Below are 13,183 nucleotides of genomic sequence, written 5' to 3'. Positions count from 1 at the left end.
GGATGCCACCCGAAGTCGCATCCATGATGGAGGATGCGCGCCGCCAGGCCGAGCTTGCCCATGGCGCCAAGGCCCCGTCCCCCTTGCCGGGCGGATCGCGGGGCGGCCTGTCGGCGCCCGACCGGCCGATGCCGACTGCCGACGAGCCCGAGCCCGATTTCCAGGAGCTTCTTGCCGCCTGCGCCTTCGAGCCAGAGACCGATATCGGCAATGGGCGGCGCTTTCTCGCGCGCTACGGCCGCAAGGTCATCCATGTCGCGCGCATCGGCTGGCACGGTTTCGACGGCTGCCGCTGGAAGGAGGACGAGGACGGCTCCGTCGTGCGCCCGCTTGCCCAGAAGACGGCCGAGCTGATTTCGGACGAGGCGATGCTGCTCACCGCCACGGAGGAAGAGCAGAAGGCGATCGATGCCGGCAAGAATGCGAAGCTCGAAAAGGGCAAGATGGGGCGGCCGTCCAAGGACTGGGATCCCGACAAGATGGCCCGCTGGATGGAACTCGACGATGCGATCGAGGAAGGCGAGGAAGCGCGCAAGAAGGCCAATGGCCGGCGCTCGGCGCGCCACCGCCATGCCAAGAGTTCGGCCGGATCGTCAAAACTCGACAACATGATGCGCGAGGCGCTGCCGCATGTCGCCATGATGGTGGGCGATCTCAACCGCGATCTTTTTGCCGTCAATTGCCGGTCGGGCACGCTGCGCTTCGCCAGGACCGAGAACCAGGAATCGGACCCTGAGGACCCGACCTTCACCTGGAGCGTGGCGAGCGACCCGCACCGGCCGGGCGATTACATCTCCAAACTGGTCGAACAGCCGTTTTCGCCCGGCTCGGCCGCGCCCGCCTTCGACAATTTTCTCAAGCGCGTCCAGCCCGATCCTGAGATCCGCGCCTTCCTGCAGCGTTTCGCCGGCTACTGCCTGACCGGGCTGACCGTCGAGCAGTGCCTGGTCTTCTTCTACGGGGCGGGGCGCAACGGCAAATCGACCTTCGTCGACCTGCTCTGCGCCATCCTGGGCGACTATGCGGTCACGCTGTCGATCGACAGTTTCGCCGGCGAGACGCGGCGCGGCGGCTCGGAGGCCACGCCCGACCTGGCGCGGCTGCCGGGCGCGCGGCTGGTCGCTGCCTCCGAGCCGGAAATGGGCGTGAAGTTGAAGGATGCGCTGATCAAGACGCTGACGGGCGGCGAGAAGATCGCGGTGCGGCGCCTGCACCAGGACTTCTTCGAGGTCGAGCCGCAGTTCAAGATCATGTTGTCGGGCAACCACAAGCCGCGCATCGACGACACGTCGGACGGCATCTGGCGGCGCGTCTATCTCGTGCCCTGGGAAGTGCAGATCCCGGAAGAGGAGGTCGACCGGAACCTCGCCAAGACGCTGCGCGGCGAGGCCGAGGGCGTGTTCGCCTGGATGGTGCAGGGCGCGCTCGACTATCTGAATTTCGGGCTGCGCCCGCCCGAAAAGGTGCTGGCGGCCACCCGCGAATATCGCGAGGAGAGCGACCCGATCGGGGCCTTCCTGCGCAACGCCTGCCTCGTTACCGGCCGCGAGGAAGACTTTTCCTCGCCCGGCGATCTCCACATCGCCTATGCCAATTGGGCCGCCCGCGAGGGCGCGCCGGAGTTCAAGGGCTCGACCTTCTCGCGCAAGCTGCCCGACTACACGCGGCTGACGTGGCGATCGCCCGACGGCCAGATGAAGATGTTCTGGAAGGCCAAGAGCGGATCGACGCTCTATCGCGGCATCCATGCGCGCGAGGAATTCGTGCGGCCGTCGGGCGCCGATCCCGGCCCGCGTCCGGAGGATTACGGTTTCGATGGCTGACCCTTCTCCCCCTTCCTGGGCCGGAGTGCTGCCCACCGTTGCCGCCTCCCGCCGCCCCGTTCGGGGACGAAGAAAGGGCAGCGAGGGACGGTAGGCGAAGGATTGGGGCGCAAGGGCGGGCCAGAAGGGTGTGGGAAAACAGACGTTTAGGACGCTAGGGACGCTAGGGACGATGATTGTGGGGTTTCCCGTGCACGTGCGCGCGTAAAGGGGAAGGGGCTGGCCTTTAAAAACAGGCGCAATCTTTTCCATGTGTGGCGGAGTTTTATCGTCCCTAGCGTCCCTACCGTCCCTTTCCTTCGGAATTGTGTTTTTCTTTCAATGGTTTGGAGAAATCAAGAATTGGGACGGAAGCGAAGAATTTGGGTCGATAGGGCCGAAACTGGGACGCTGGAGCAAAAATCATGAAGACGATGACCATTGAAGAGCTGGCATCCTGGGCTTTCGTGCACGAGCTGCCGAAAGGCGGCGGCGTGGACGGGCTCGACAACGCCAATTCCGCCTGGCGCATGCTGGAGGCGACCAGCTGGGGCAGGATCAATTCCTTTGCCGAGCTGATGACGCTGGTCGATGGCGGTCGGCGCGACCACGAGAATTTCTTCATCGAGCAGGGCGCGCCGCATGACGATGCGCTGGCGGTGGGCGAGGCGGTGGCCGGGCTGGCGCGCTGCGAGGCGATCATCCCCGAGGGCTGGGCCGCCCTTGCCGACTGGCCCGACACGGGCGGGCTGGCCGAGGCGGCGGTGGCGCGGGTGGCCGAGCGCTACCGGCTTCGCCCGTTTCGCCAGCGCGCCGCCTCGCTGATGTCGCTGGTCATCGGCACGGCGGTGCTGGGCAAGCGGCCCGACTGGTCGGCCCCGGTCAGCAAGGTGCGCATGGTCGAGCGCGGCGGGAGGCCGGCCTGGTTCGTGGAAAAGGCGGTCACCGACGTGTTCGGGCGCCGGAGCCTGATCGAGGTCGACGGGCTGCACCCGCGTTCGCGCCGCCCGGTACGTGGGGCCTATCGCAAATATGAGCTTTCCGACGACCCGACCGGCGACATTCTCTCGCGTCTCGACTGGCAGCTCTGGGTCGCGGCGATGCGTTATCTCGAAGGCAATCTCGCGCTGGCCCTGGTGGCGCATCGCTTCGCGCCGTTCGATGAGCGCATGACGCCCTGGCTTTCGCATGAGGGCGCGGGCGTGCGGCTCTTGGAATTGGCCGGCGCGGCTAAAAATTAGCTGAACCCGCTTGACGCGCGCCGAAAACTTGACGTAGACCTGATCACGGTAAAAAAGAAATCACCCGCCCGGCCAGCCCGCGGCGGGTTTTTCATTGGGGCGATGCCTTGCTGGTCATGGGGTGGCAGAACGGGGAGGGCATTGCCCGCTTCGCCGATGCGCTCCGCTCGCTGGGCGATGCGCGGTTTCGCGCCGTCGGCGCCCGCGTCGTCAACCGGACCGGCGACATGGCGCGCACCAAGGTGCGGCGCACTCTGACCAAGCAGACCGGGCTGAAGCGCAAGACCATCGTCAAGGCGGTCCGCGTCACGCGGGCCAACACCGCCAGCATGGTCTATGTCATGCGGGCCAAGGGCGGCGACGTGTCGCTCAAATACTTCTCGGCTCGCGAGACGGCGCGCGGCGTCAGTGCCGCGCCGTTCGGCAAGCGCAAGATCTTCGCCAGCACCTTCATCAAGGGCGGGCGCTTCCCCACCCGCGTGCCGATCGGCATGGGCGGGCATGTGTTCGCGCGTGCGGGGTCGGGGCGTACGCCGATCGTCAAGCAGAAGTCGGGTGTGTTCATCCCCACCGAGATGGTGACGGGACAGACCCGGGCCGAGTTCGAAGCCTCGGTGCGCACGGTCCTGCCGCAGCGCATGGCCCATGAACTCAGGCGCATGACCGGCGGCGCCTTCAGCTGACCACGGACCCGGCGGCGCGCCGCCGACCCGCCCGCACCGGCTAGGGACCGTTCCCCGCTCCCCGGCCGGACGGTGCGAAAGTGGCCCGGAATCTTGCCAGTCGCAGGGGCTCGAAAGTTGGGTTGTCAGGGTTGTCAGCCATGACGAAAGGGGTTGTCACGCGGTCGCGGGGGCTTGCCGCACAAGGGTTTCGGCCCGGTTGCCAGAGGAATTGGTGAGGCGATGGCCGGCGATCAGCATGTAATGGTCACGCCGGGCGAGGTGGCTGCCCGCGACAAGGTGAGCAAGGCCGCGGTGACCAAGCTGGTGCGCCGCTTCGTCGAACAGCACGGCCTGCCGGTCGAGCGCGACGCCCGCGACCGCGTGGTGCGCTTCTCGCTCGCTCATTACGACCATATCCGCGGCGAGTTCTCGAGCTCGGAGAAGGTAGCGGCCGCGCGGCGCGAGGAACCCGTCGCCACGGCGAAGCCCGTCGGCGGCAGCCAGTCGCGCGACGAGGCGCTTCGCCAGGAAGCCTGGCTGAAGGTCGGCCGCGAGAAGCTTCGCCGCCAGGAAGAGATCGGCCAGCTCCTGCGAGCGGACAAGACCCGCGAGGCCATGACCGTCTGCGGCCGCGAGATCCAGAGCATGGTGGCGCGGCTCCAGAACCGGGCCGACGACATGGCGCTGGCGGTCGGGCGTGAAGGTGTCCACGGGCTGCGCGTCCTGCTTCGGCAGATCAGTTTCGAGCTCAACACCGAGATCGCCAACCGCCTCGAGGAGATCATGACGGGGGCGGCGGAGCAGGATGATCTGGTCGAGGATCACGAGCTGTGACCATTCACGTCGATCCCGGCCATCCCGCCGCGCTGCGGGTGGTGGCGGGCACGCTAGCGGAAGCGATCCGGCCGAAGCCGCCGGTGTCGTTCCGGGCGTGGCTGCCGAAGAACATCGTCCTGGTCGATGGGCCAAAGAAGGGGGAGTTCTGGTCGCTCGAGGATGCGCCCTATCTGGGCGAGATCGCCGACACGCTCAATCCGGAGCACCCGGCCAACCTGGTGACGGTGCGCAAGAGCCAGCAGACGGGCATCTCGATCCTGGCGCTCGCCTGGCAGCTGTTCATCGCCGAGACGGCGCCGGACAATTCGATCTACGGCCTGCCGTCGATCGACTTCCTACAGGACATGAACAGCCAGAAGCTGCAGCCGCTGATCGATGCGTGGCAGAAGGCGACGGGAAAGCAGATCATCTTCCCCGCCCTCAGCCGATCGGGGGCAGGGTCGACCATCTACGAGAAGCGCTTTGCCGGCGGCTCCCTGATGCTGGCGAACGCGAACGTGGCGACGGACCTGTCGGGCAAGACGACACGGTTCGGCGTGAAGGACGAGGTCTCCAAATGGCAGACCCATCCCAACGGGGATGATCCCGAGACACTGTTCTTCGGTCGCTTCACGGCCTTTCGCCGGACCAAGACCTACAAGATCTTCGAGCTGTCGACGCCGGAGATCGACACGGGCGACGAACTGGGCGAGGGTCCGGGCCACTGTCGCATCGACCGGTCCTTTCGCCGATCCGACCAGCGGTTCTGGAATATCGCCTGCGTCGAATGCGGGCACGAGTTCAAGCAGGTGTTCGAAGGCTTCCATCTGGACCGCTCGCACCCGCACAAGAGTTTCTACGGCTGCCCATCCTGCGGCCATGTGATCTCCGAGGCCGAGCGTGTCATCGGCGTGCGCAAGGGGCGATTCCTCGCCACCGCGCATGGCCCGGACCGGCATCCCGGCTTCCATGTCGATGCCTTCGATTCGCTCATGATGAGCTACGAGGCGATCGCCGAGGACGTTATCAACCACGCCAAACCGGGCGGTCTCGGCGACAAGGGCATCCGCAACCTGGTTCTCGGCCTGCCGGCCAAGGAGCGCGGCAACGCACCCGACCACGAGCGGCTCATGGAGCGGCGCGAGGCCTATGCTGAGCTGACGGTGCCGGCCGAGGTGCTGATCGTGACGGCCGGCGCCGACGTCCAGCACAACGGTATCTGGGTCGAGGGTGTTGGGTTCGGGCAGGATCGCCAGAGCTGGGCGCTCGGGGTCCGGTTCTTCGAGGGGCCGACCGATCATCCCGGCATGGGAGCATGGGAGCAACTCGACCGCTTCTACATGACACCGCTCACCGACGTGTTCGGAAATCCGCGCCGCATCGAGGCCCTCGCGGTCGACGGCGGCGACGGTGGGCGAACGAACCAGGTGATGGAATGGTGCCGCCGGCGCCCGAACGCCTACGCCATCAAGGGGCAGGGCGGGCGCGGCGTGCCCGCGATCAGCGTGCCGGCCAAGAAATCGGTCACCAAGCGGGGCAGGCGCAAGCGTTTCGGCGCGGCCATGCTGTGGCCGGTCGGCACATGGGGACTGAAGTCGGAGCTGTTCGCCAATCTGCACAAGCCCGGCCTCGCGGCGGGGGAGGCGACCGATCCGCCCGGCTACTGCCATTTCGGGACGTTTCTGGGGAAGGAATACTTCCTCCAGCTGACAGCCGAGAGTTTCGTCACGGCCGTGGTCAAGGGCCGCTTCAAGGAGGAGTGGGTCCGGCTGCGGACCGACAACCACATCCTCGACTGCCGGATCTACGCCATGGCCATGGCAGAGCTGCTCGGGCTTTCGACGATGACGGACGCCCAATGGGCCGAAATCCGGGCGCGCGTGCAACTGCCCGCGGAGCCCGACCTGCTCATGTCCAGGCCAGCAGCGGCCGAGGCGCCCGCGGTGCCGGCCGAGAAAAAGCAAGACGACGATGCCCGCCGCGAGCGGCGCGAAAGGTGGAAACGGCGCATATGAGCGACAAGGTCAGGACGAGGGTGCGCAGCGTGCCGGCGATCTCGCCCGCCACGCGTCCGACGCCCCGCGGCGCCTATCTGCGCGACACGCGCTCGTCGATCATCTCGACGCGACCGGCCTATCTGCGCGACCATCGCGACGAGGTGCGGGCGGTCTGGCGGCGCACGGCAGGGATTGCTCTCGACCTGATCCAGAACTCGGGGCGCCTGCGCGGCGCCGCCGACCAGGTCATCGCCGACACGGTCGGGGTCGAGCTGGTTCTGAATCCGCAGCCGGACCTGGTCGGGCTCGGCTACTCGGAGAAGGAATCGGCCGACCTGATCCGGCTGATCAAGCGCGAGTGGAAGCGTTATTCGTGGAACCCGCGCGAATGCGACCTTCGCGGCAAGTTCACCGTGCCGCAGATGATCGACATCGCACTACGCTGGGACATGGCCTATGGCGAAGCGATCGGCGTGATGTCCTACATGCCGCGCGCTCAGCGGCAGCGTTACGGCATCGTGGCCGGAACCAAGATGTGCATGGTCTCGCCGACCAAACTCGTTCAGGACACGAACGAGATCGAAGGGATGTTTCAGGGGGTCATCCACGACACGAACCAGCGGCCGATCGCCTATCGCTTCCAGGAGAAGGAAGCGGGCATCATGCGCAAGCGCGATCATCTGGCCTATGACCGTGACGGGCGCCAGGTCGTGGTGCACGTCTTCGATCCGATGGATGCGGACGACGTGCGGGGTATCTCGCGCATTGCGCCCGCGTTCCGGCAGCACATCCAGCACGAGACGCTGGTCGACGCCACGATCCAGACCGCAATCCTGCAGACCGTCTTTGCTGCGGCGCTGACCAGCGAGAAACCGTCGGCGGAAGCCTTCGAGGCGCTGGAGGCGATCGAGGACAAAGATCTGAAGGGCGACTATCTCGACTTCTTCAAGGCGCAGATGGAGCGGGCGGCGGAGAGCGAGATATCGGTCGGCAGCGATCCACGCATCTCTCAACTCGCACCCGGCGAGAAGCTCGAGCTTCTCGCCAGCAGAACGCCCGGGCCGGAGTTCCTGCCCGTCAGCCGGGAGCTCTCCCGGGAGATGGCCCGCGCGATCGGCATTTCCTTCGGCGGGTTCACGATGAACCACGAGAACGCGACCTATTCCTCCGTCAGGATGGAGAATTCGTCGATCTGGCCGGTCGTGGTGCGGCGGCGCGAGCGGCTGGCGGCGCCGATCGCCCAGGCGCACTACGAGAACTGGTTCGACGAGGAAGTCGGGGAAGGGCGCATTCCGGTCAAGGGCGGCTACGCGGCCTTTGCGGCCAACCGCGACAAATTCTCCTGGGCGCTCTGGCAGGGTCCGGCCAAGCCAACGGCCGACGATTTCAAGAGCGCCAAGGCCTCGACCGAGCGCATGCTGAACGGCACCTCGACCGTCGAGGACGAGTGCGGCGAGCTCGGCAAGGATCCCGACGAGGTGTTCGACATGCGGCTTCGCCTGCACAAGCGCTATCTCGCCGAAGGCATGCAGTCGCCTTACGAGCGCCGCCCGGGCCGCGCCGATAGCGGCGAGGAAGACAGCGAGGCGCGCCGCGAGCGCGCGAACGGCTGATGGATACGGTCGAGATCAATGGCGTGCAGGTCGACTTCGACGACCCCTGCGCCGTGGCCAAGGCCCTGCGGAAGGCGGAGCTTGCCATCGTCACCGGCAGCGGCGTCGCAACCACGCGTTTCGGCGACGACGAGGTGCGCTGGCATGCCGGCAACCTTGCGCGGTTGCGCGAGCTGATCAGCCAATATGAGGGCCAGTGCGCCGCCAAGACCGGCAAGCGGGTCCGATTCGCAAAAAGGATGCGGTTCGTCCGCTAGAGATCATGGCAGCTTCATTCGAACGCATCTGCAGCGTGCTTTTCGACACGCCGCATCTCTACCATCCCGGCAAGGCCGAGACGGTGGTGCGCATGCTCGGGCCCCGACTGACCGGCATGCCGATCACCATCGTCAATGGCGAAGGCGGGACCGAGCATGTGGCCTTCGCGAATGGCCGGCCATCGGCGGGCGTGATCGGCGACCGGCTGGGCCGCGCCTATGACCGCGCGGGTCTGGCGCCCTTCCAGATTGTCGACAATGTCGCAGTCATCCCGATCGAGGGCACGCTGGTTCACAAGGGCGCCTGGATCGGGTCGAGTTCCGGGGAAACCTCATATGAGGGGCTTCGCACCCAGATATCGCGGGCGAAGCGCCATCCGGACGTCAAGGGCGTCGTCTTCGAGGTCGACAGCTTCGGCGGTATGGTGAACGGCGCTTTCGAGACGGCGGCGGACATTCGCGACCTGTCACGGGCCAAACCGACCATCTCGATACTGACCGACCATGCCTATTCCGCCGGCTACATGATGGCCAGCCAGGCAAGGCAGATCATCATGCCGCGCTTCGGCGGGGCCGGCTCCATCGGCGTCGTGATCATGCATGCCGATTTCAGCGGTCATCTCGAGCAGGAAGGCATCAAGGTGACCTTCATCCATGCCGGCAAGCACAAAGTCGAGGGCAATGCCTTCGAGCCGCTTCCTGACCGGCTGCGCGCACGCTGGGCGGCGGAAGTCGAAACCATGCGCGGCGCATTCGCCGAGGTGGTGGAAGCGGGCCGTGGCCGGCGCATGTCGAAGAAGGCCGCTCTCGACACGGAAGCCGACACGTTCGATGCGGCCGAAGCCGTGCGCCTCGGCCTCGTGGACGCGATCGGGGACGGGCAGGAGGCCTTCGAGGCCTTCATCAGCGAAGTCAACCGGAGAGCCTGACCATGGCCAGCAGCATGCTTGCCGCGATCCGCGAGGCTACCCTCGCGGACGCGGATACTGTCCTCGACGAGGACGAAACCCGGCGCGCAGGCGCCAGCTCAACCCAAGAGGATGGAGCGATGTCGAAAGACGATACGCCTGCCGGCGGCGCCAAGAATGCCGGCATTTCGCAGGCCGAGCACGATGCGGCAGTTGCCGCCTCGCGCGCGGAAGGAAAGGACGAGGGTGCGCGCGAAGCGACCTCTCGCCTTGTGACCGCGCTCGGCGCCGAAGGCGTCAAGGGCGATCCTGGCCGCATGTCGGCCGCGCTCGACCTCGCGGAGAAGTCGCCGGGCATGTCGGGCGAGGACGTGGCCGCCTTTGTCACGGCCAATGTCGCGGCGGCAGCGGGACAGAAGCCCGCCGCCGACTATGAGACCAAGCGTCTCGCCGCGGCTGGTCTGGCGCAGCCTGGCCCTCGCCGTGAACCCGGCGCCGACCGCAGCGTACTTTCCGCTGCAGTCGAGCGCACCAACAAGCGCCGCTAGAAGGAGGCGACCATGTCGAGAATTCTCGAACAGGATCGGTTCACGACCGCTCACTACATCGTCTCCGAAGCGAACGGATATCGCTCCCGTGAGGTCGGCATCATCGCTTCGGGGTCGGGCGTGCTCAAGGCGGGCGCTGTTCTGAGCCGGGTGACCGCATCGGGCAAGTATGTGCCTTTCGACCCGGACGGGGAGGATGGTTCCGAGAACGCGGCCGCGATCCTCTATGAAGGATGCGATGCTTCCGAAGATGACGTGCGCCGCACGCTCACCGCCCGCGACACCGAGGTTCATGCAGACGTCCTGCAGTGGGCCGATGGCGTCTCCGACAATGACAAGACCGCCGCGCTGGCCGCGCTTGCCGACTTCGGCATTGTCGGTCGCTAGAGGGAAGGACCCTACCCATGGCCATCGTAACCGATATCTTCAACCAGAACGCCTGGGGCGCGATCGAATTCCACGAGGAAATCGTGGAGCGCATCGACTTCAAGCCCCAGCTTCTGGGATCGCTCGGTCTGTTTGAACCGATCTATTCGCGCTCGCGTACGATCGCGGTCGCGAGCAGGGAGGGCACGCTGATGCTCATCCCGACCTCGGAAACCGGCGCGCCCCCCGAGGAACTCATTCCTCGCGGAGCAAAGGTCCGGAAGTTCGACGCCGTCCGGCTTGCCAAGGGCTCCACGATCTACGCGATCGAACTCGCCGGTGTTCTCTCTCTTCCGTTCGACGAACAGACCAAGGAGATCGCCGAGGAAGTTACGGAGCGAACCGCCAACATCCTCGACGACATGGAGCTGACCTGGGAATATCAGCGTTTCGGCGCCGTCCAGGGCCGCGTTCTCGATGCGGACGGAACGACGGTTCTCTTCGACTGGTATGACGAGTGGGGCATCGCCGAGCCGACCGAGATCAACTTCGCACTCAACGATGCCGCCACGGACGTTCGCAAGAAGTGTCGTGACGTCAAGCGTGCGATGCAGAAGGCGGCGAAGGGTGTCTGGTCACCCTCCACACGCATCGGCGCTCTGGTCGGCGACACCTTCTTCGATCTGCTGGTCAATCATCCGCAGATCAAGGAAACGAAGCTTGGCACCGAGCGTGCAGCGATGCTCGAGAACATCGAGGGGTTCTCCGCGATCGAGATCGAGGGCATCACCTTCATCAACTATCGCGGAACCGACGACGGAAGCACCATCGCGATCGACACGGCCAAGGCGCGGTTCTTCCCCATTGGCGCGCGCGGCGCCTTCAAGGTCGGCTGGGCACCTGCCAGCGAGTTCAAGCCCTACGTCAACAAGAAGGGGCGCGAGTACTACGGGCTGGTGCTCGAGGACAAGTCGGGGCGCGACGAATGGGACCGCGTCGAGATGTACAGCTATCCGCTGTTCATCTGCACCCGCCCCGAGATGCTGCTTCGCGCACGGGCGCAGTAGCCATGAGCGCCCGTGCGACCCCCGGCTTTCACAATGGCCGGTACGTGAAGGTCGGGCTTCAGCATCCGCCGGTCGCGGAAACCGCTTCTGGCGATGTATCGCTCGAGAGCCTCACCAAGGCAGAACTGCTTGACGAGGCGAAGCGCCGCAACGTCGAGGTATCCGAGCGTGCGACCAAGGCGGAGATCATCTCCGCGCTCGAAGCCGCCCGGGGCTGACATGCTCCCGGCTCGCTTTCATGTCCTGCGCGATCGCATGATCGCGCAGGTCGACCGGATATTCGCCGGCCCGGTTCGTCTGGCGTATCTGAAGGACGGGCAGGTCGATCCGGAGCGGGCTGCCGTCGATATCGAGGCGGTGTTTCGCTACGGCAATTCGGCCAATACCAACATGACAGGTGGCATGGCGCAGCGCTGGAGCGTGCGCTTCGATACTGCAAAGGCAATCCTGGCGATCGACCGCGCCCGATATCCGGATGTCCGGCTGCGCGGCGGCGACAAGATTCGCGTGCTGTCGATTCCGGGCCAGCCCTGGTTCGAAGTCCTGGGCGTCGACGACAGAAATCACACCAGGCTGTTTGCCGGTCTCGGAGAAGCCTGATGTCGCTGGTACGGATCGGGCTGCGGATCGCTGCCGTGGAGGCGCTCAAGGGCCAGACGCGCGTCCTCGACAATGTGCTCGACAGCCAGATTGCCGCGCTCGACATCGGCGCGGACGGCGCGGTGCGCACGGACGAGGAGAAGCCGTTCATCGCGGTCTACACCAGCGGTGCCGTGCACGAGGGAAGCAACGATCTGCGCATGATGCTCGACAACGGGCTGACGGAAATCGAATTCGAGATGGGTATCTCGGCGGCGATGACCGAGACGAACGACAACACCGGCGAGTCCTTCATCGTCGAGGGCATGCCCGCGACCGATCCGGCCTATGAATTCCACCTCGACATGGTGGCGCGCGAGATCGCGGACACGCTCAACGACCCCGCCAATGAGTGGGCCGAAATCTACCGGGGCCTGGTCATGAGCTACGTCAAGATCGAGCATGCGCGCACGTCGAGCGGGCATATCGGCGTCAAGCTCGCCGGGCGCCAGATCAGGGTGACGGCGCAGCTGATCGAGGACCCTGCGAAGGGGACCGTCCTGCCGCCGGAAGCGCCGCTCGCCAGGCTGATCGCCAAGCTTGCCGTCCACGCGAACCCCGTGCGGCAAGTCCAGGGCGCCATTCTGGCCAGTGCGATCTCGGGCTCCGACGAGCCGTGGGACGCCGTGCGGCGTCACCTGGGCATGACGGCGGACGAACTTGCCGCCCTCGGCCTGTCGCCCCTGGTGGGCGACGACGGCGAACCGGCGCCCGAAGGGACGCTGGCGACACTGGATATCGAGGGCAGGGCAGGGATCGAGGTCGAGAATGGCTAGCGTCGTCGCCGAGATCAAGGCGGATGTCGAGATGCTCAAGACGGCCTTTGGCAATTCGCTGAAGGTCGGGCCGGTCGAGGAAGTGGACGCGCAGAAGGGCTATCGGCTCAAGCTCGGAGAGGGGCCGGACGGCCCCTACCTCTCGCCCTGGTATCCACATCCGGAATCGGGTGGCGCCACCAAGAGCTGGGCGCCGCTCTCCAAGGGCCAGATCGTCGGCGTCATCAACCCGACCGGCGACCCGCGGCAGGGCATCCTGCTTCGGGCCGGGTTCTCGGGACAGGACGGCGCGCCGTCTTCCGACCTCGCGGAGAATGTGCTGCAGTTCGGCGGCGTCACGCTGTCGATCAAGGATGGCGTGCTGACGATCCACGGCGACGTGCAGATCAACGGTTCGATGCTGCGGCACAATGACAGGAATGTCGGGGACGATCACGTCCATACGGACGTCAAACCGGGCGGCGGGACCAGCGGACCGCCGCAATAGG

The 13,183-nt window shown here is 66.0% G+C and carries 15 protein-coding genes; all 15 read left to right on the top strand.

From position 1 onward, the window contains the following. Positions 1–2 precede the first annotated feature (2 nt). Positions 3–1,823 carry a phage/plasmid primase, P4 family gene (locus GRZ55_RS11290; RefSeq protein ID WP_246734691.1) on the top strand — a complete coding sequence of 607 codons (1,821 nt, stop codon included), beginning with the start codon at positions 3–5 and terminating at the stop codon, positions 1,821–1,823. A 404-nt stretch (positions 1,824–2,227) separates the two neighbouring features. Further along, positions 2,228–3,043, top strand: coding sequence for a hypothetical protein (locus GRZ55_RS11285; RefSeq protein ID WP_169287032.1), 816 nt, complete (start codon positions 2,228–2,230; stop codon positions 3,041–3,043). A 116-nt stretch (positions 3,044–3,159) separates the two neighbouring features. Continuing rightward, on the top strand, positions 3,160–3,726 hold the full coding sequence (locus GRZ55_RS11280) for a hypothetical protein (protein ID WP_169287311.1): 567 nt from the start codon (positions 3,160–3,162) through the stop codon (positions 3,724–3,726). Between the two features lie 222 nt (positions 3,727–3,948). After that, complete coding sequence (locus tag GRZ55_RS11275) at positions 3,949–4,542, top strand: hypothetical protein (protein WP_169287031.1); 594 nt, start codon at positions 3,949–3,951, stop codon at positions 4,540–4,542. Then, positions 4,539–6,539: a terminase gpA endonuclease subunit gene (locus GRZ55_RS11270; RefSeq protein WP_368856609.1), complete on the top strand. Its 2,001-nt coding sequence runs from the start codon at positions 4,539–4,541 to the stop codon at positions 6,537–6,539. The genes GRZ55_RS11275 and GRZ55_RS11270 overlap by 4 nt, the downstream gene beginning before the upstream one ends. Next, entirely contained in the window at positions 6,536–8,134 is a 1,599-nt protein-coding gene (locus GRZ55_RS11265; RefSeq protein ID WP_169287030.1) for a phage portal protein, read from the top strand. Before GRZ55_RS11270 ends, GRZ55_RS11265 begins: the two co-directional genes overlap by 4 nt. Then, on the top strand, positions 8,134–8,391 hold the full coding sequence (locus GRZ55_RS11260; RefSeq protein WP_169287029.1) for a hypothetical protein: 258 nt from the start codon (positions 8,134–8,136) through the stop codon (positions 8,389–8,391). Before GRZ55_RS11265 ends, GRZ55_RS11260 begins: the two co-directional genes overlap by 1 nt. Positions 8,392–8,396: 5 nt before the next feature. Then, positions 8,397–9,320 (top strand): S49 family peptidase, encoded by a 924-nt coding sequence (locus GRZ55_RS11255; protein ID WP_169287028.1) that lies wholly within the window; start codon positions 8,397–8,399, stop codon positions 9,318–9,320. Positions 9,321–9,322: 2 nt separating this feature from the next. After that, entirely contained in the window at positions 9,323–9,847 is a 525-nt protein-coding gene (locus GRZ55_RS11250; protein ID WP_169287027.1) for a hypothetical protein, read from the top strand. Between the two features lie 12 nt (positions 9,848–9,859). Beyond that, positions 9,860–10,234 (top strand): head decoration protein, encoded by a 375-nt coding sequence (locus GRZ55_RS11245; RefSeq protein ID WP_169287026.1) that lies wholly within the window; start codon positions 9,860–9,862, stop codon positions 10,232–10,234. 17 nt (positions 10,235–10,251) lie between these two features. Further along, a complete protein-coding gene (locus GRZ55_RS11240; RefSeq protein ID WP_169287025.1) occupies positions 10,252–11,280 on the top strand; it encodes a major capsid protein in 1,029 nt (342 codons plus the stop codon). Positions 11,281–11,282: 2 nt separating this feature from the next. Next, a complete protein-coding gene (locus tag GRZ55_RS11235; RefSeq protein ID WP_169287024.1) occupies positions 11,283–11,498 on the top strand; it encodes a hypothetical protein in 216 nt (71 codons plus the stop codon). 1 nt (position 11,499) lies between these two features. Further along, entirely contained in the window at positions 11,500–11,880 is a 381-nt protein-coding gene (locus GRZ55_RS11230) for a hypothetical protein (RefSeq protein WP_169287023.1), read from the top strand. Next, complete coding sequence (locus tag GRZ55_RS11225; RefSeq protein ID WP_169287022.1) at positions 11,880–12,695, top strand: hypothetical protein; 816 nt, start codon at positions 11,880–11,882, stop codon at positions 12,693–12,695. The genes GRZ55_RS11230 and GRZ55_RS11225 overlap by 1 nt, the downstream gene beginning before the upstream one ends. Then, positions 12,688–13,182, top strand: coding sequence for a phage baseplate assembly protein V (locus tag GRZ55_RS11220; protein WP_169287021.1), 495 nt, complete (start codon positions 12,688–12,690; stop codon positions 13,180–13,182). Before GRZ55_RS11225 ends, GRZ55_RS11220 begins: the two co-directional genes overlap by 8 nt. Position 13,183 lies beyond the last annotated feature (1 nt).

Source organism: Chelativorans sp. ZYF759 (assembly GCF_012911015.1).
Lineage (GTDB): Bacteria > Pseudomonadota > Alphaproteobacteria > Rhizobiales > Rhizobiaceae > ZYF759.
This window is presented reverse-complemented; position numbering and strand designations above follow the sequence as displayed.

Bases quoted from the DNA above. Each gene is read 5' to 3' on its own strand.
- GRZ55_RS11290 (WP_246734691.1), top strand. From the start codon at position 3: ATGCCACCCGAAGTCGCATCCATGATGGAGGATGCGCGCCGCCAGGCC.
- GRZ55_RS11285 (WP_169287032.1), top strand. From the start codon at position 2,228: ATGAAGACGATGACCATTGAAGAGCTGGCATCCTGGGCTTTCGTGCAC.
- GRZ55_RS11280 (WP_169287311.1), top strand. From the start codon at position 3,160: ATGGGGTGGCAGAACGGGGAGGGCATTGCCCGCTTCGCCGATGCGCTC.
- GRZ55_RS11275 (WP_169287031.1), top strand. From the start codon at position 3,949: ATGGCCGGCGATCAGCATGTAATGGTCACGCCGGGCGAGGTGGCTGCC.
- GRZ55_RS11265 (WP_169287030.1), top strand. From the start codon at position 6,536: ATGAGCGACAAGGTCAGGACGAGGGTGCGCAGCGTGCCGGCGATCTCG.
- GRZ55_RS11260 (WP_169287029.1), top strand. From the start codon at position 8,134: ATGGATACGGTCGAGATCAATGGCGTGCAGGTCGACTTCGACGACCCC.
- GRZ55_RS11255 (WP_169287028.1), top strand. From the start codon at position 8,397: ATGGCAGCTTCATTCGAACGCATCTGCAGCGTGCTTTTCGACACGCCG.
- GRZ55_RS11250 (WP_169287027.1), top strand. From the start codon at position 9,323: ATGGCCAGCAGCATGCTTGCCGCGATCCGCGAGGCTACCCTCGCGGAC.
- GRZ55_RS11245 (WP_169287026.1), top strand. From the start codon at position 9,860: ATGTCGAGAATTCTCGAACAGGATCGGTTCACGACCGCTCACTACATC.
- GRZ55_RS11240 (WP_169287025.1), top strand. From the start codon at position 10,252: ATGGCCATCGTAACCGATATCTTCAACCAGAACGCCTGGGGCGCGATC.
- GRZ55_RS11235 (WP_169287024.1), top strand. From the start codon at position 11,283: ATGAGCGCCCGTGCGACCCCCGGCTTTCACAATGGCCGGTACGTGAAG.
- GRZ55_RS11230 (WP_169287023.1), top strand. From the start codon at position 11,500: ATGCTCCCGGCTCGCTTTCATGTCCTGCGCGATCGCATGATCGCGCAG.
- GRZ55_RS11225 (WP_169287022.1), top strand. From the start codon at position 11,880: ATGTCGCTGGTACGGATCGGGCTGCGGATCGCTGCCGTGGAGGCGCTC.
- GRZ55_RS11220 (WP_169287021.1), top strand. From the start codon at position 12,688: ATGGCTAGCGTCGTCGCCGAGATCAAGGCGGATGTCGAGATGCTCAAG.